This window comes from Duganella guangzhouensis, assembly GCF_009674535.1.
GTDB lineage: Bacteria > Pseudomonadota > Gammaproteobacteria > Burkholderiales > Burkholderiaceae_D > Rugamonas > Rugamonas guangzhouensis.
The window spans coordinates 353841-370737 of record NZ_WKJK01000007.1; the positions used below are offsets into that span (position 1 = coordinate 353841).

Annotated in this window: 13 protein-coding genes; 6 read left to right on the forward strand and 7 right to left on the reverse strand. The window is 66.8% G+C overall.

Annotated elements, in window-relative coordinates:
- Window positions 1-12 precede the first annotated feature (12 nt).
- Window positions 13-1044, reverse strand: coding sequence for an alcohol dehydrogenase catalytic domain-containing protein (locus GJ699_RS15890; RefSeq protein ID WP_154377887.1), 1032 nt, complete (start codon window positions 1042-1044; stop codon window positions 13-15).
- Window positions 1045-1055: 11 nt separating this feature from the next.
- Entirely contained in the window at window positions 1056-1775 is a 720-nt protein-coding gene (locus GJ699_RS15895; protein WP_154377890.1) for a hypothetical protein, read from the reverse strand.
- A gap of 113 nt (window positions 1776-1888) precedes the next feature.
- Here GJ699_RS15895 and GJ699_RS15900 point away from each other — a divergent pair, with 113 nt between their 5' ends.
- From GJ699_RS15900 to GJ699_RS15915, 4 genes are all read left to right on the forward strand, one after another.
- The gene (locus GJ699_RS15900) at window positions 1889-2836 is read left to right on the forward strand and encodes a GlxA family transcriptional regulator (protein WP_154377892.1); all 948 of its coding nucleotides are present in this window, start codon (window positions 1889-1891) and stop codon (window positions 2834-2836) included.
- 91 nt (window positions 2837-2927) lie between these two features.
- Window positions 2928-4136 carry an efflux RND transporter periplasmic adaptor subunit gene (locus GJ699_RS15905; protein ID WP_154377894.1) on the forward strand — a complete coding sequence of 403 codons (1209 nt, stop codon included), beginning with the start codon at window positions 2928-2930 and terminating at the stop codon, window positions 4134-4136.
- Window positions 4137-4139: 3 nt separating this feature from the next.
- Window positions 4140-7280: an efflux RND transporter permease subunit gene (locus GJ699_RS15910; protein ID WP_154377896.1), complete on the forward strand. Its 3141-nt coding sequence runs from the start codon at window positions 4140-4142 to the stop codon at window positions 7278-7280.
- Window positions 7277-8776, forward strand: a complete 1500-nt coding sequence (locus tag GJ699_RS15915) for an efflux transporter outer membrane subunit (protein WP_308495521.1) — start codon at window positions 7277-7279, stop codon at window positions 8774-8776. Before GJ699_RS15910 ends, GJ699_RS15915 begins: the two co-directional genes overlap by 4 nt.
- On the opposite strand, the gene GJ699_RS15920 is transcribed toward GJ699_RS15915, so the two are convergent.
- Genes GJ699_RS15920 through GJ699_RS15930 form a run of 3 tightly spaced genes read right to left on the reverse strand, consistent with a single transcriptional unit; the run spans window position 8758 to window position 12477 of the window.
- Entirely contained in the window at window positions 8758-9447 is a 690-nt protein-coding gene (locus GJ699_RS15920) for a response regulator (protein WP_154377898.1), read from the reverse strand. The two genes, GJ699_RS15915 and GJ699_RS15920, sit on opposite strands and share 19 nt — an antisense overlap.
- The gene (baeS, locus tag GJ699_RS15925; RefSeq protein ID WP_154377900.1) at window positions 9444-10898 is read right to left on the reverse strand and encodes a sensor histidine kinase efflux regulator BaeS; all 1455 of its coding nucleotides are present in this window, start codon (window positions 10896-10898) and stop codon (window positions 9444-9446) included. Before baeS ends, GJ699_RS15920 begins: the two co-directional genes overlap by 4 nt.
- 7 nt (window positions 10899-10905) lie before the next feature.
- The gene (locus GJ699_RS15930) at window positions 10906-12477 is read right to left on the reverse strand and encodes a sensor domain-containing diguanylate cyclase (protein ID WP_154377902.1); all 1572 of its coding nucleotides are present in this window, start codon (window positions 12475-12477) and stop codon (window positions 10906-10908) included.
- Window positions 12478-12678: 201 nt separating this feature from the next.
- Here GJ699_RS15930 and GJ699_RS15935 point away from each other — a divergent pair, with 201 nt between their 5' ends.
- Together GJ699_RS15935 and GJ699_RS15940 are read left to right on the forward strand one after the other, a co-directional pair.
- Window positions 12679-13629, forward strand: coding sequence for a 5'/3'-nucleotidase SurE (locus tag GJ699_RS15935; RefSeq protein ID WP_154377904.1), 951 nt, complete (start codon window positions 12679-12681; stop codon window positions 13627-13629).
- Between the two features lie 8 nt (window positions 13630-13637).
- Window positions 13638-14282, forward strand: coding sequence for a hypothetical protein (locus tag GJ699_RS15940; protein WP_154377906.1), 645 nt, complete (start codon window positions 13638-13640; stop codon window positions 14280-14282).
- Here GJ699_RS15940 and GJ699_RS15945 read toward each other — a convergent pair.
- Both GJ699_RS15945 and GJ699_RS15950 read right to left on the reverse strand, forming a co-directional pair.
- Complete coding sequence (locus GJ699_RS15945) at window positions 14270-15583, reverse strand: TetR/AcrR family transcriptional regulator (RefSeq protein ID WP_154377908.1); 1314 nt, start codon at window positions 15581-15583, stop codon at window positions 14270-14272. The two genes, GJ699_RS15940 and GJ699_RS15945, sit on opposite strands and share 13 nt — an antisense overlap.
- A 138-nt stretch (window positions 15584-15721) precedes the next feature.
- A partial coding sequence (locus GJ699_RS15950; protein WP_154377910.1) for a chemotaxis protein CheW occupies window positions 15722-16897 on the reverse strand: 1176 nt, incomplete at its 5' end.

Sequence of the window (16897 nt, forward strand, 5' to 3'; positions counted from 1 at the left end):
GTCATCAGCCTTTCAAGGTTGGGAAGTGTTCATCACCAGCACGGCGCGGAAACGCACGTCGGCGCGCATCATGCGGTCATAGGCGTGCTGCGCCTGCTCCAGCGGGAAGGTTTCGATCAGCGGGTGCACGCCCTGCAGGCCGGCGAAGGCCAGCGTTTCTTCGTTGTCGGCCACGGTGCCGGTCAGCGCGCCCACCACCGAGCGGCCGCCGAAGATCAGGTCCACCGCGTTGATCGGCAGCGCGTCCTGCGGCACCGCCACCACGATCAACTTGCCGCGCGCCCGCAACGCCGGCACCAGCTCCGCCATGCCCTTGCCGGTCGGCGCGGTGCCGAGGATGATGTGGGCGCCGCCCAGGCCACGCAGCACTTCGGCCACGTTCTCGGTGTCAGCGTCGATGTAGTGGTGCGCGCCCATCTCGCGCGCCAGCGGTGCCTTGTCGGCGCCGCGTGCGATCGCCACCGTGTGGAAGCCCATCTTGCGCGCGAACTGCACCGCTAGGTGACCCAGGCCGCCGAGGCCATGGATCGCCACCAGGTCGCCGGCACGAGCGCCGGCGTTGCGCAGCGCGTTGAAGGTGGTGAGGCCGGCGCACAGCAGCGGCGCCGCTTCCACCGAGGCCAGCGCCTCCGGTATCCGCACCAGACCGCGCGCTTCCGCGATCATCGCCTCGGCGTAGCCGCCGTCGGTGGTCATGCCGGTGATGACCGGATTGCTGCAATTGACGGTATCGCCATGGCGGCACGATGGACAGCTGCCATCCTCGCCAGCCAGGAAGCCGACGCCGACGCGCTGGCCCAGCGTCCAGCCGCTGACGCCTTCGCCCAGCGCGTCGATGCGGCCGACCACTTCGTGGCCGGGCACCAGGTGCGGTCCTTCGACGGTAGCGCGTTCCACGGTAGCGCTATCTGAATGGCACACGCCGCAGGCTTCGACGCGGATGCGTACCTGGCCATGGCCCGGCGCCGGCAGCGGGCGCTCGACCAGTGTCAGCTTGCCGGCGGCGGTGGCCAGCATGGCGCGGTATGTCGGTGGTTGATTCATGCTCTTCCCTTTCATTCAAAACGGATGTCGGACAGGTCGACACCGACAATCAGCGGTTCCGGCAGCGCCAGGTTGTCCGGCGTGCGCGGATAGATGCGCATGCGGGTCGGCATGCGGATGCCCTGCACCTCGATGTAGTCGCCGAGGTAGCGCGCCGCCGCGTTGCGGCCCTGGATGTCGACCTCGTAATCGTGGCGGCGCAGCAGGCCGTCGGCGTCGAAGTAAAAGATCTGGCGCTGGCTGTGGGTGGCGATGGACGGCGCGAAGTCCACCTGCAGCCGGCGCCACGGCAGGCCATCCACTAGCCACGGTGCGATTTCCCGCGCCTCCACGCCAGGATGGCGCAGCAGGAATGGCGAAGTCAGATAGGTCCACATGGTGTAGCCGGCAAAGTAGGCCAGTTGCGGATTGCTCCACGGCGTTTCCATTTCAAAGCCCGCGAACGAAGCGCGTGGCTGATCCAGCGCCTCCACCAAACTGCCGTCCGGGCTGCGGATTTCCACCCGCGACGGCGTGTACACCGAATGGTCCCGCGTCGGCGCGAACGGGCCGTGCGACACGCGCTGCTCATGCAGCTGCACGGTGACGCGGGCGTCGGTCAGCACGCCTTCGCGCTGCTTCAGTGGCCACAGCATGCCGCTGTGGTGCAGTTGCGCGGAGACGCTGCGGAAGCTGCGAAAACGTTCCAGGCCACCGGCGGCCTGCAAGGCAAGGTCAATCAGATCGGTCATGTCGATTCCATTAGTTTGAGGCGGAGCTAGAAATGGCAAATGATCCCTGCTCGGGCAAACATTTCAAACGCCATTTATAATCAGGTTTTCGGACACGACACGGAATCGGCGCGATGCACAGGATTGGCTACTTCTTGACGGACGAGTTCCAGGTCATGGCTCTGGGCACGCAATCCGTCTTCGAATTCGCCAACGTGGTGGCGCGCGAACCGGTCTACGAGGTGCGGAATTACTCGCTTGGTGGCGGTGAGGTGCACTCGTCGCAGGGCGTGTTTGTGCGCACCCAGGCAGTCGGTGACGGCAGCGAGGCGGACAGCTGGATGGTCAGCGGCGTGGTCGACCCGACCCGCCGCCTCATCCCTAAGGAAGAGCTGCGGTTCATCCACCAGGCAAACCAGCTTTCCCGCCGCACGGTGGGTCTGTGCACCGGTGCTTTTGTACTGGGCGAAGCGGGCCTGCTGGATGGCCGGCGCGCGACCACGCATTGGGCCTATGCCGATGCGCTGCAGCGCCTCTGTCCCGAGGCGCGCATCGAAGCCGACCACATTTTCATCGTCGATGGTCCGATCTGGACTTCGGCCGGGCTGACCGCCGCCATGGATCTGGCGCTGGGCATGGTGGAAAAAGACCTGGGACCGGAAATCGCCACCGCCGTCGCGCGCGTGCTGGTGATGAACCAGCGCCGCACAGGCGGACAATCGCAGCAATCGGCGATGCTGAAACTGGCCCCCAAATCGGACCGGGTGCAAACCGCGCTGGAATACGCGCGCAAGCATCTGGCGCAACCGATCCGCGTCGACGACCTGGCCAGGGCGGCCAATCTGAGCCCGCGCCAGTTCGGCCGCATCTTCCAGGCCGAGACCGGGAAATCGCCGGCCAAGGCGATCGAGCAGTTGCGTCTGGAGGCGGCGCGCACCATGATAGAGCGCGGCCGCCATCCGCTCGAAGTGATCGCGCGTGAAACCGGCTTCCGCGATCGTGGCCATCTGCGCGAAGTGCTGGTGCGCGAATGCGGCGTCAGTCCGCAATCGCTGCGGCGCGAGGCGCGCGGCGATGCCTGATCGATAATCTTTCTGCACAATTGGAGGCGCGCCCTCCATTTTTCCTGCACATTTGACTCGCATACTTGGGGTAACCATTAAAGGATTCCCCATGCATATCCCGTTCAAGAAAACCCATGTGTTCCCTCTGGCGCTGACCGTGCTGTGCGCCGCATTGGCAGGTTGTGGCAATAGCGCGGCGGACAACGCGCCGCCATCGCAGCAGGCGGCGCGCGCGCCGGCGGAAGTTGGCGTGGTCACGCTGCAGGAGCAGGATCAGGTGATTTCCACCGAACTGCCAGGCCGCACCGCAGCCTACTTGAGCGCGGAAATCCGGCCGCAGGTCGGCGGCATCATCAAGGCGCGGCTGTTCCAGGAAGGCACCCAGGTCAAGGCCGGCCAGCCGCTGTATCAACTCGATCCGGCCACCTACCAGGCGGCCTACGGCAGCGCCCAGGCCAGCCTGGTGAAAGCCAGGGCCACGCTGGCCTCGGCCAAGACCACCGCCGAGCGTAACGCCGCGCTGCTGAAGATCGATGCCATCAGCAAGCAGACCAGCGACGACAGCCAGGCCGCACTGGCGGAAGCGCAGGCCGATGTCGGCACCGCGCAGGCGGCGCTGGAAACGGCACGCATCAATCTGTCCTACACCCGCATCACGGCGCCGATCGCCGGCCGTGTCGACACCTCGACCGTGACGCCGGGCGCGCTGGTGGAAGCCAACCAGACCACCGCGCTGACCACGGTGCAGCAGACCGACCCAATGTACGTCGACATCCCGCAATCGTCGGCCGCGCTGCTGCGCCTCAAGCAGGAACTGGCGGCCGGCAAGCTGGCGCACAGCGCCGACGGCCAGGCCAAGCTGCACATCGTGCTGGAAGACGGCAGCACCTACGCGCACGAAGGCAAGCTGCAGGTCAGCGGCGCTACCGTCAGCACCACCAGCGGCGCGGTCACGCTGCGCGCGGTGGTGCCGAATCCGGACGGGCTGCTGATGCCGGGCATGTACGTGCGCGCGGTGATCGATGAAGGTGTGGCGCCGAAGACGCTGCTGGTGCCGCAACAGGCGCTGACGCGCACCTCGTCCGGCGACGCGTCGGTGCTGGTGGTGGGGGCTGGCGGCAAGGTCGAGAAACGCAGCGTCACCGTCGATCGCGCCATCGGCAACGCCTGGCAGGTCACCAGCGGCCTGGCGGCCGGTCAGCAGGTCATCGTTGAAGGTTCGCTGAAAGCCAATGTGGGCGATGTGGTCAAGCCGGTGGCGTCGACGCTGATGATCAGTGCCACCAAAAAAGTCGCCGCCGCGACGACACAGGAGTAAATCATGGCCAAGTACTTTATCGATAGACCCATCCTGGCATGGGTGTTCGCGATTATCGTGATGCTGGCCGGCGCGCTGTCGATCAGCCGCCTGCCGCTGGAACAGTATCCGCAGATCGCGCCGACCACGGTGTCGATCAGCGCCACCTACACCGGCGCCTCCGCCAAAACCATCGAAGACTCGGTCACGCAGGTGATCGAGCAGCAGATGAAGGGGCTGGACAACCTGACCTACATGACCTCCAGCAGCAACTCGGCCGGCACCGCCACCGTGCGTCTGACCTTTGACGCCGGCACCAATCCGGACGTGGCGCAGATGCAGGTGCAGAACAAGCTGCAGCAGGCGCTGTCGCAGCTGCCGACCGCAGTGCAGAACCAGGGCGTGACGGTGACCAAGAGCGGCACCGATTACCTGATGATGATTACCATGGTATCCGAAGACGGCAGCGCCAGTGCCACCGATATCGGTGACTACATCTCCAGCAATCTGGTGGACGTGATGGCGCGCCTGGACGGCGTGGGCGAAGTGCAAACCATGGGTTCGGCCTACGCCATGCGCATCTGGCTGGACGCCGACAAGCTGAATAAATACGCGCTGATGCCATCCGACGTCAGCTCGGCGGTGCAGGCGCAGAACACCGAAGTATCGGCCGGCCAGCTGGGCGCCCTGCCCGCTCCCGGCACTCAGCAACTGAACGCCACCATCAGCGCGCGCAGCAAGCTGAAAACGCCGGAGCAGTTCCGCGCCATCGTGCTGAAGACCGGCACCGATGGTTCGGTGGTGACGCTGGGCGACGTGGCACGGGTGGAACTGGGCAGCGCCAGCTACGACATCACCACCAACTACAACGGCAAGCCGGCGGCCGGCATGGGCATCAAGATGGCCACCGGCGCCAACGCGCTGAGCGTGGCCAAGGAAGTCAAGGCCAAGCTGGCCGAGCTCCAGCCCTACTTCCCCAACAAGATGAAGGCGGTGATCGGCTACGACACCACGCCGTTCGTTCGCATCTCCATCGAGGAAGTGGTGAAGACGCTGGTTGAAGCGATCGTGCTGGTGGTGCTGGTGATTTACCTGTTCCTGCAAAACCTGCGCGCCACGGTGATTCTCGGTGTGTCGGTGCCGGTGGTGCTGCTGGGTACTTTCGGCGTGCTGGCGGCCTTCGGTTATTCGATCAACACGCTGACCATGTTCGGCATGGTGCTGGCAATCGGCCTGCTGGTGGATGACGCCATCGTGGTGGTGGAAAACGTCGAGCGGGTGATGCACGAGAAAGGCCTGTCGCCGCGCGAAGCGACGCGCAAGTCGATGAGCGAAATCACCGGCGCGCTGGTGGGCATTGCGCTGGTGCTGTCGGCGGTGTTCATTCCAATGGCCTTCTTCGGCGGCTCGACTGGTGTGATTTATCGCCAGTTCTCGGTCACCATCGTCTCGGCCATGCTGCTGTCGGTGCTGGTGGCGATGACGTTGACGCCGGCGCTGTGCGCCAGCATTCTGAAGGCGCCGCTGCCCGGCCATGCCGCGCACGAGGGCAATGGCCCGCTGGCGCGCTTCTTCCGCTGGTTTAACCGCGCCTTCGACCGCAACGCCGAGCGCTATCAGTCCGGCGTCGGCAAGCTGCTGCGCCGCAGTGGCCGCGGCATGGTGATCTACGCACTGCTGGCGATTGGCATGGCCGGCCTGTTCGCGCGCCTGCCGACATCCTTCCTGCCGGATGAGGACCAGGGCGTGCTGATGGCCGCGATCAAGATGCCGGCCGGCGCCACCGCCGGCCGTCTGAAGCAGACCATGACGGAATTCGAGCAGTATCTGGCCAAGCAGCCGGACGTGAAGAGCTATATGACCATCACCGGTCTGGGTGGCGACCAAGGCAGCGGCAATGCCTTCATCACGCTGAAGGATTGGAGCGAGCGTACCGGCAAGGGCCATGATGCGGCTTCGGTGGCGCGCACCATCACCGCCGGCATGAGCAAGGTGCGCGATGCGCAGATCTTCGTGATGCTGCCGCCAGCCGTGCGCGGCCTCGGCTCCAATGCCGGTTTCGACGTGCAGTTGCAGGACGTTGGCGGCTTGGGACACGCGGCGCTGGTGAAAGCCAAGCAGCAGTTCCTCAAGCTGGCCGCCAACAGCAAGCTGCTGGCGCAGACCCGCGCCAATGACCTCGACGACACTTCGCAGTTCAGCGTGACGGTGGACGATGCCAAGGCCGGCGCGCTGCATCTGGCCACCACCGATATCAACGACACGCTGTCGTCGGCCATCGGCGGCAGCTACATCAACGACTTCCTCAACAACGGCCGCGTGAAAAAGGTCTACATGCAGGGGGACAGTGCGTTCCGTATGCAGCCGCAGGATATCGACAAATGGTATGTGCGGAATTCGGATAGCGAGATGGTGTCGTTCGCGTCGTTCGCCACCAGCGGCTGGACCTTTGGCGCGCCGCAGCTGGACCGCTACAACGGCATGTCGTCGATCGAGATCATTGGTTCGCCGGCGGCCGGCGTCAGCTCGGGCGATGCGATGAAGGAGGTGCAGTCCATCGTCAAGCAGCTGCCGGCAGGGATCAGCTATTCCTGGTCTGGCGCATCATATCAAGAGCAGCTGTCGGGCTCACAGGCGCCGCTGCTGTATGCGATTTCGGTGCTGTTTGTGTTCCTCTGCCTGGCCGGGTTGTATGAGAGCTGGTCGGTGCCGTTCTCGGTGATTCTGGCGGTGCCGGTTGGTGTGTTTGGCGCGCTGCTGGCGACCACGCTGGCGGGGCTGTCGAATGACGTGTACTTCCAGGTGGGTCTGCTGATCACCGTCGGCCTCGCGGCCAAGAACGCGATTCTGATCGTGGAGTTTGCCAAGATGCTGCAGGAGCAGGGCATGGACTTGATCGCGGCCACGCTGGCGGCGGTGCGTTTGCGTCTGCGTCCGATTTTGATGACGTCGTTCGCCTTCATCTGCGGCGTGCTGCCGATGGCGATCAGCAGCGGTGCCGGCGCCGGCGGCCGGCGCGCGATTGGTGTCGGTGTGTTGGGCGGGATGGTGTCGGCCACGGTGCTGGGCATCTTCTTCGTGCCGCTGTTCTTTGTGCTGATTCGCCGTTTCTTCTCGCGTGGCGAATCCGCGCCTGCTACCGAACTTGTATTGGAAAAAGTATGATGCGCCCTACTCTTCGTCCCACGCTGTTGTGCGCCACGCTGGCGATGGCGCTGCTGTCCGGCTGCGCCAACCTGGCGCCGACTTACCAGCGCCCCGACGCACCAGTCGCCAATAACTGGCCGCAAACTGCGACCGCCAACACCAGCGATGCGCCAGCCAGCGCGGGCGCCCCGGCCAACCACGCGGCTGCGGCCGAGGCGCCATTGGCCGTCGTCGCCGACCAACTGGGCTGGTCCGACTTCATTGCCGACGACCGCCTGCGCCAGGTAGTGGCGCTGTCGCTGGCAAACAACCGCGATCTGCGCGTGGCCGCGCTTAACATCGACAAGGCCCGCGCCCAGTATCGCGTACAGGACGCCGCCCGCTATCCGGTCATCTCGGTCAGCGGCGGCAGCACGCGTACCCACAGCGCCGGCAGTACCAGCAGCGACGCCACCGCCACGGTAGGTCTGACCAGCTATGAGCTGGACTTCTTCGGCAAGGCCAAGAACCTGAGCGAAGAAGCGCTGCAAAGCTATCTGAATCTGGCCGAGACCAAACGCAGCACGCAAATCAGTCTGGTGGCCGAAGTGGCCACCGCCTGGCTGACGCTGGCCGCCGATCAGGCCCGCCTGGCGTTGGCGCAGGAGACCCTGGCCAGCCAGCGCCAGACCTATGAACTGCAGCAGGCCAGCCACGATCTGGGCGGCACTTCAGGTCTGACGTTGTCGCAGACTCAGAGCACAGTCGAATCGGCGCGCGTTGACGTGGCCACCTATCAAACCCAGGTGGCGCAGGACCGCAATGCCTTGACGTTGCTGGTAGGCGCCGCCGTTCCCGTCTCGCTGCTGCCCGACGCCAGCGCCGGCGCGCCGGATGCCGCCAACGCCAGCGTGCTGGTGGGCGTGACCGGTGATCTGCCATCCAGTGTGCTGCAACGCCGGCCAGACGTGCTGGCGGCTGAGCATACGCTGAAATCGGCCAACGCCGATATCGGTGTCGCGCGCGCCGCCTTCTTCCCCAGCATTACGCTGACCGCCAGCGCCGGCACCGCCAGCAGCGCACTCAGTGGCCTGTTCGCAGCTGGCAGCGGCGCGTGGACTTTTGCGCCGGCCATCAGCCTGCCGATCTTCAACGCGGGCAGCAATCAGGCCACGCTGGATGCGGCCAAGATCACGCAGCAGATTCAGGTGGCGACGTACGAGAAGACCATACAGACCGCGTTCCAGGAAGTGGCTGATGCGCTGGCGGCGCGCGCGGTCATGGCGGACAAGCTGGCGGCCCAGCAATCGCTGGTGGCGGCGACCGATCGCAGCTTCCAGCTGTCGACCGCGATGCAGCGCAACGGTGGCGCCAGTTATCTGGACGTGCTGGATTCACAGCGTTCGCTGTACACCGCGCAGCAGACCGCGATCACGCTGCGGCTGGCCGAGCAGACCAACCGCGTCACGCTGTACAAAGTGCTGGGCGGCGGTGCCGATGCGGCAAGCGCGCCACTTCAGGCGTCGAAGCAGTAACCGACGCCGTAGATCGAGCGTATCATCTCGCGCTCGCGCGACACCGCGTCCAGCTTGCGGCGCAGGTTCTTGATATGGCTGTCGACCGTGCGGTCGGTCACCACGCGGTCATCCTGATACAGATTGTTCATCAGCTGATCGCGGCTGAACACCCGCCCCGGCTGCGCGCTCAGGGTTTTCAGCAGCCGGAACTCCACCGGCGTCAGCTCCAGCGGCTGGCCGGCGAAACTGGCGCTGTAGCGCGCATCGTCGATCACCAGCCCGGCCGGCGTGGCCGGCGCCGCGTCCGGCGGCGCGGTCTGCCACTGCGTGGCGCGACGCAGTATCGCCTGCACCCGCGCCACCACTTCCTTGGGGCTGAACGGCTTGCAGATATAGTCGTCCGCGCCCAGCTGCAATCCCAGCAGACGATCCACCTCCTCCACCTTGGCCGTCAACATGATGACCGGCACATAGCTGAACGTGCGCAGCTCGCGGCAGATGTCGGCGCCGTCGCGTCCCGGCAGCATCAAATCCAACAGCACCAGGTCCGGCATGGCCGCGCGCACCGCAGGCAGCACTTCCAGCCCATTGGCGATGTGACGCGTCTGGAAGCCGGAGGCGTGCAGATAATCCTGCATCAGCGCCGCCAGCTTGGGTTCATCCTCGACGATCAACACGGTTTGGCTCATGCGGCGCCTCCTTCGTGCGCGGCGGATGCGGGGCGGCGCGCCAGCGGCAAGGTCACGCTGATGCAGATGCCGCCCAGCGGCGACGCCTGCGCCGTGATGCGGCCCTGATGCGCTTCCACGATATTGCGGCTGATCGCCAGTCCCAGCCCGGCGCCGCCGGTGCTGCGGTTGCGCGATGGGTCGGCGCGGTAGAAGCGCTCGAACATCAGCGCCAGTTGGTGGTCCGGCACACCGGGCTTGCTGTCGCTGAAGTCCAGCTGCAACTGGCCGCCGGCCACGGTCGCGGTCACGCGCAACTCGCCGCCGGCATCGGTATAGCGCAGCGAATTTTCCAGCAGGTTATTGAACAGTTGACGCAAGCGGTCGGCATCGCCCTCGCACTCCGGCTGCTCGCCGGCTGTAAGGCTGACGCGGATCTCGCGCGCCGAAAAGCGCGGCTCAAACGCGGACAGCAGCACCCGCAGCAGCTCCACCACATTCAGCGGCTGCATGCGGTAACTGAGCGCGCCGGCATCGGCCAGCGACAGCGCATACAAATCGTCAACCAGCTTGCCCAGCGTCGCCACTTCCGCCTTCAGCGACTGCACGCCCGCCATCGACAGCGGCCGCACGCCATCTTCGATCGCCTCCAGCTCACCGCGCAGCACCGCCAGCGGCGTGCGCAGCTCGTGCGACACATCGCTCATGAAATCGCGCCGCAGCGATTCGTTCTTATCCAACGTCAGCGCCAGCTGGTTGAAGTCCTGCGCCAGCTCGCCCAGTTCATCCTGCGCGCCGGGCGCCACCCGCGTGCTGTAATCGCCGGACGCCAACCGGTGCGTGGCCGCCGCCAGCCGCTTGACCGGCGCCAGTATCATGCGCGACAACAGCCAGCCGGCCACCGCCGCCAGCGCGATGCCGATCGCGGCGATGATCCAGTTAGCCTGCTGCTGCTGTTGCTGGAAGCGTTTGCCGGCGCCGGTGGTCACTTCCTGAAACGGCATCAGCGCCACCCAACCCACCGTCGCGCCATTGACGCTGATCGGGTGAAAAGCGGCGAAAGAACTGATCAGCGGATTGCCGATCACCAGCCGGCGCTGCGCATCGAGCAGGCTGACCCGCATATTCAGGCCGGTCAGGTCGGCTTCGACCACCCGCCGGCGCGGCTGCGGCAGACCGTTGTCCGGCTGCTCCGGCGCACTGTCCGGCTCCAGCAGCGAAAACCAGGCGCGCGGATTGTCGCGTAAAAAATTCCAGGTGCCGTGTTCGAGATAGGCTTTGCTCAGCGTCGGCTGCAGCGAGGCGATGCGCTGCGCTTCCTGCTCGTTCAGATAACCGATGAAACCACGGCCAAAGCTGGCCATCGACGCCACCGTCATCGCCACCGCGATCACCGCGCAGCACAGCAGGATGGCCAGGAACAGCTTGGAGGTGATCCGCAAGCGGAAAATGGAGGGCTTGGATGGGTTCATCAAGCCATTATAGTTGCTCTGCCTTGCAGGGCTCACTGGCCGGCGCGCGCACCGTGCCGGCGCGGACGCAGTTGCGGCTGGCGGCCTTGGCGGCGTACAGGCCGGCGTCGGCGGCTTCCACCAGCGCGCGCGGCGGCGCCGCTTGCGCCGCTTCGATCACGGCGATGCCGACGCTGATGGTGACGATGCCTTCCGGATGGCCGCAATGCGGCAGCCGCGCCTCGGCCACCGCGCGCCGTGCCGCTTCGGCCACCACCTGGGCGCCGTCGGCGCCGGTGTTCGGCATCAGGATCGCGAACTCTTCGCCGCCAAAACGCGCCACCAGATCGGCCGGACGGTTGACGGTGTGCGTCAGCTCCCTGGCGATCGCGCGCAGGCAATCGTCACCGGCGGCGTGGCCGTAGTGGTCGTTGTAGCGCTTGAAGAAATCGACGTCGATCATGGCCAGCGCCAGCGGCGTGCGCTCGCGCACCGCGCGCGCGGTTTCAATCGCCAGCAGTTCGTCCAGGTGGCGCCGGTTGTGCACCCCGGTCAGGCCATCGGTGTGCGCCTGCCGGTCCAGTTCCTGGTTGCGCAGCTCCAGCTCCGCGTGCGCGCGCCGCAGCGACTCCTCCAGTTCCTCGCGCGCGCGCAGTTGCATCAACAGGCCGGCCACCATGGCGTAGATCACCGCCAGCATGCCCAGCAGCGCGGCGGTTTCCTGCAGCGTCACCGTCCACCAGTCGGCAAACAGCTCCTCCTTGGCCAGTCCGACCGCGACGAACAGCGGATAGGCCGCCAGCCGGCGATAGCTGAACAGGCGCAGGGTCTGATCGAAGGTGGAGCGCAACATCACCGTGTCGTGCTGCGCCGGGTGCGCCTGCATGTGACGGTAGATCGGCCGGTCGCTGATATTGCTGCCGCTGGTGTCGATCGCGGCCGGCAGGCGCGCCACCACCGTGCCGTCGCTGCGCGCCAGCAGCAGCAAGCCACGCTGGCCGATGTTGAACTGCTGGTAGTAGCGCAGGAAATAGCGCGCCGGGATGGTGGCCAGCACCACGCCGTCGAAGCGGCCATCGGCGGTGTTCAGGCGGCGCGACAGCGTCAGCACCCATTCGCCGGACGAGCGACTGAGCACCGGGCCGTCAACGTGGGGCAAGTCGTCGGCGTGGGCGCGGTGGTAGAGGAAATAGGCGCGGTCGTGGTTGCTGGGCGGCTGGTCGTTGAGGCTGGCGGTGCTGACCAGCCAGTTGCCGGCGCTGTCGTAGACGAACAAGCCTTGCAGCGCCGGATGGTTGCCCAGCCGCGTCATCATGTAGCGGCGCAGGCGTTCGCCGCCGGGGCCGCTGGTACCGTCGATCATCACCCGCTCGACCAGGCCATCGAGCAAGCCGGATAGCATCTGCAGGGTTTCGGCGGCATGCTCGCTGGTGGCCTGGGCGATGTTTTCGGTGGCGGTGCGGCCGGTTTTAAGTTCGCTGTCCCAGGCAAGGCGGCGGCTCCAGATTTCTATGCTGGCGATCACCACCGTAATGAAAAGCACAAAGCAGACCGCCCACACAGTGGGCCGCTTGCGCTGTTCCAGCCAAGACCACGACATGCCATCTCCCCGTCGGCAACGCAGTTGCGCCTATACAAGCATAGCACTGAAGCCGTGCGGCCGGAACCGTTGCGCGCGCGATTTGGTACACCTGTATTTTATTAACCTATTTTTCCATCACGTTTACCGTACACATGTCATATCACGGTCATAAACACGGCCTAAGATCACGCCTTCCATTTCAGACAAAATGAGGAATCCATGAACCACCGCCTGCTGCTGGGTGCCGGTTTGGCCGTTTGCGCCAGCCCCGCCTTCGCCCTGAATATTCTGCTGACCAACGATGATGGCCTGACCAGCAACCTCAAGGCGCTGTACGATGAACTGAAATCCAACGGTCACTCGGTGATCGTGTCGGTGCCGTGCACCGGCCAGAGCGGCCGCTCCGGCGCCATCGTGATGTACAGCACCTCCACCATCATCGCCGACAACGATAAGACCCAGATCGAGGCCGAGGGCGGTTGCCACAACGGCGCCGCCGTCACCGGCGCGCCGGCGGTCGGTCCGTTCACCAAGAGCGGTTATACCGGCGGCGATTTCAATTACGTGCACGGCACGCCGGTGATGGCCACCATGTATGGCCTGGATGTGCTGGCGACGGCGCGCTGGGGCAAGGCGCCGGATCTGGTGCTGTCCGGCCCCAACGAGGGCCAGAACGTCGGCAAGCTGGTGATCAATTCCGGCACCATCGGCAACGCCCAGTTCGCGGCCGGCCGTGGCATTCCGGCCATCGCGCTCAGCGCCGGCAACGACACCGTCGACAACACCAGCCTGGCCAACGCCAATTCGAAGATCGTCGCCCAGCTGACCACCAAGCTGCTGAGCGCGCTGCAGGCCAAGGCCGGTACTTCGGCGCTGCTGCCGACCGGTCTGGCGCTGAACGTCAATTTCCCGACCGGCTCCACCACCAGCACCGCCTGGGCCTTCTCGCGCCAGGGCACCTACGATATCTATAGCCTGAAATTCACCAGCGCGGCGCCATGGGGCATCACCGCTGCGGTGGGTGGCACGCCAACCGCCGATCAGGCGGAAGACGAGGCGGTGGTGTACAACAAGAAGGTGGCGGTGACCGCGATGCAGGTCGGCTACGAGCAGCGTCCAGCCGGCCAGCAGTGGCTGCGCCTGCGTCTGCGTGATCTGTTTGCCCAGTGAGCCGCGCCATGAAACGACATCTTTCTACCCTGGCGGCGGCGGCCGCGCTGGCGGCGCTGGCGGCCTGCGGCAGCAGCAGCGACAGCACCGACAGCACGCCCAAGACCAGCGTCACCGATCTGGCGGCTGGCGTGTACGCGGTCAGCATCGGCGATACGGCCAGCCCGGTCGAGGGCAAGTACTATGCGGCGGCCGATGGCAGCCGGCTGGTGGTGTTCAACAATTCATCGCAGCAGGCGTCGCAGGTGTTCAGCCGCGCCGCCGGCGCCAGCTGGCTGGCGATACCGGCCACCGGCGGCGACAGCGCGGTCACGCTCAACAACAACGTCAGCCTGACCAGCAAGACGCTGGCGGTGGCCGATTATGCGCGCAGCTATACGCTGCGTTTGAGCGGCGGCACGGCGGCGGCCTTTACCATCGGCAGCGGCGGCGATATCACGGCCGGCAGCACGGCTTGTAAAGTGTCCGGCAAGGTGACGGCCGGCACGCTGCCGAACACTTTGGCGCTGGCCTTGACCACGTCGGGCTGCGGCGATCTGCCGGCGCAGTCGAGCGGGGTGCTGCTGGTCGACAGCGACTACGCGCCGGCGACCTTCCGTCTGCTGACCTACAGCGGCAGCGCGCTGGTCGATCTGTGGGCTTACGCCGAGTGAGTTTGCGCTAACCAGCGCGCGGCCGCGCCAAACGCCGTGGCGACCGTTTGTTCGGACGCCTCGCCGGGCGGTTCGGTGTTGGTCAGGCCCAGCAGGCCGAGCGACACGACCTGGGCGCACAGGGCGTCGATGCCTTGTGCGTCCGGCAGGTATTTGCGGAATACTTTGACCAGGTTGCCGCCACGGCGGCTGCGCATGCTGAGGGTGCGGCTGGCCAGTTCGGGCATGCGGGTGGCGGCCAGCGCCACCGCGAAGCTGGCGCGCGCCAAGTCCAGTTTTTTTCCTTGGTTTTCGCTGCGGCTGCGCTGCAAGGTGTCGAGGTCGTCGGCGTCCATCGCGGCCAGGATGTGGGCTATGATGGACTCCAGGCCGGCGCTGACCAGTTCGTGCTGGGTGGGATAGCGGTAGCTCAGCGTGGTGTGCGGAATGCCGATGTCGGCCGCCACCGCGCGGTGGGTGACGCCGTTGACGCCCTGCGCCGCCAGCCGCATGCCGCTGGCGCGCGCGGCCTCGGCTGACCAGTCGGCTGCCGGCGCCGGCGCCGGGACGGCGTGGTCATAACTCATTTGCTGTTGTAGCACGCCAAACAGCGCGGCGTCGCTGTTGTCGTTGGCGGCGGCCAGGCCGCCGGCGCACAGGCGACGCAGGCACAGCCGGCGCAACAGGCGGTAGCTGGGCTGGCCGTTCAGCGCCATGCTGTAGGCCAGTTCGGCGATGACGTAACCTTGCCACCAGCCGCTGGCCGTCAGCAATGGCGACAGGCCGGCCTGCGCTGCGAAGGCTTGCCAGAACGCGCTTCTGGCTTGCGACCAGGTGGCGAACGCCGGCGCCAAGGTGGCGTCCCAGCTGCAGGCGTGCAGTATTTCCAGATACAGCAGCGAAACGGCGCGCTGGCGCGTGGCCAGGTCGTCGAGGATGGCTTCGGCCAGCTCGGCGGCGATGATGGGCGAGAGCGGGCACGGCGTGGCGGTGGCTTGGGGAAGCGGCGCGGCAGCGGCCGTGCCAGGCGCGCCGGCTGCGCCAGGCGTGGCTGACGTGGTGAGCGTGGTGAGCGTGGCGTGCCAGCCGTCCAGCAGCGCGCGCTCCTGCGCGCTGGCCGCGCGGCAGACGGCGGCCATGACGTCGATCCGCGCGCCGTAGTGGTTGCTCAGCACCGTCACCGAGACGCCCAGCGCTTCGGCCAGTGGCCGCAGGGTCAGTCCGGCCAGGCCGTCGCGCTGGACGATGGCGCAGGCGGCCGTCAGCAAGGCCTCGTCGGACGGCGCTTTGCGGGATTTTCTGGCGGGGGATGGCTGGGTCAATGGCTACTCATGGCGATCGCTGCAACCCGGCGATTGTAGTGCATTTTGCGGCGATGCAGGCCGGGCGGCGCTCGGGCCGGGTGGTCGCGCGCCCGCCATCACGGGCTGCGGCCGCCCTGCCGCCCTGCCGCCACGCTGTCAGGCGACGCGCCGCAGCAGGCTGGCCGGATCGGCCACGCGGTAGGTGGCGCTGCCGCTGTCGTCGGACAGGATCAGCAGTTCCACTGTTTCGCCGGCCCGCTGCAGGCGGTTCAGTTCGGCCGCGCCGGGTGGGATCATCGACACCACCTGGTCGACCGCCAGCGCCACCGGTGCGCTGTCGGTGCGCAGCACCACCAGCGCCACCTTGCCGCGCCGGCTGGCGCTGCCGACCGGCTGGCGCAGGTCGTGCACGGCGATGGTGCCGCCGCGCCAATTCAGCGTGGCGTGGCCGCCGTCCGGCGCCGGCACGCATTCTTCCGGCGCGGCTTGCAGCACTTCCTCGCAGGCACCGATCGGCAGCGCCAGTTTGCCGCCGGCGTCCACCACCATATAGGTTTGTTCGTTGCGCTCGCCGCCGCCGCGCTGCGGCTCGGGCTCCAGGTTGAGCGCGGATTCGGGATGCATGGCGAACAGCGCGGCGCTGTCGACCAGGCGCAGGGTGGCGCCGTCGGCGTCGTGGATGGTCAGGCACGGCAGGCGGCCGGCGCCTTCGCTGCGCACGCCTTGCGGCGCGGCTGGCAGTTGGCGCAGTTCACGCACTTCCTTCACCGGCAGGCCCAGCGTGTGTTCGCCCAGCCGCAGCACCGCCAGCAGCGGCGCCGGCGGATGGTCGTCGCGGCCCAGCAGGCGTGGCAGCGGCAGCACGGCCAGGTGGCCGCCGCGCCACTGGCACAGCGCGACGCCGCTGCCGCCCATGAAGGCTTGCAGTGGCGGCATCGGCAGCACTTCGGCCACGTGTTCGGCGCACAGCGCCAGCGTTTCGCCGCAGGCGTCGATCAGTGCCCAGGTTTGGGCGTCGGCGGCGTGGGCGGCGTCGTTGGCCGCGCTGGTGGCATGGTCGGCGGCCAGGCCGGCGGCGTCGCACCAGCTGCGTGACAGGTCGAACAGGCTGGCCACGTCCAGCAACGCCAGCAGCGCGCCGCTGTCGGGTAGCACGGCGGCGCTGTGGAATAGCTGATCGGGGTCGTCGTCGTGGCACAGGCGGATCACGGCGCTGGACGGCAGGGAGGCCATCGGTTCCAGCGCGTCGACCTGCAGCGCGGCGACGCGGGCGCCGTCGCGCAACAGCAGCACGCGGCGGTGGCGCGCCAGCGCGCTGCCGGCGGCGGGGGC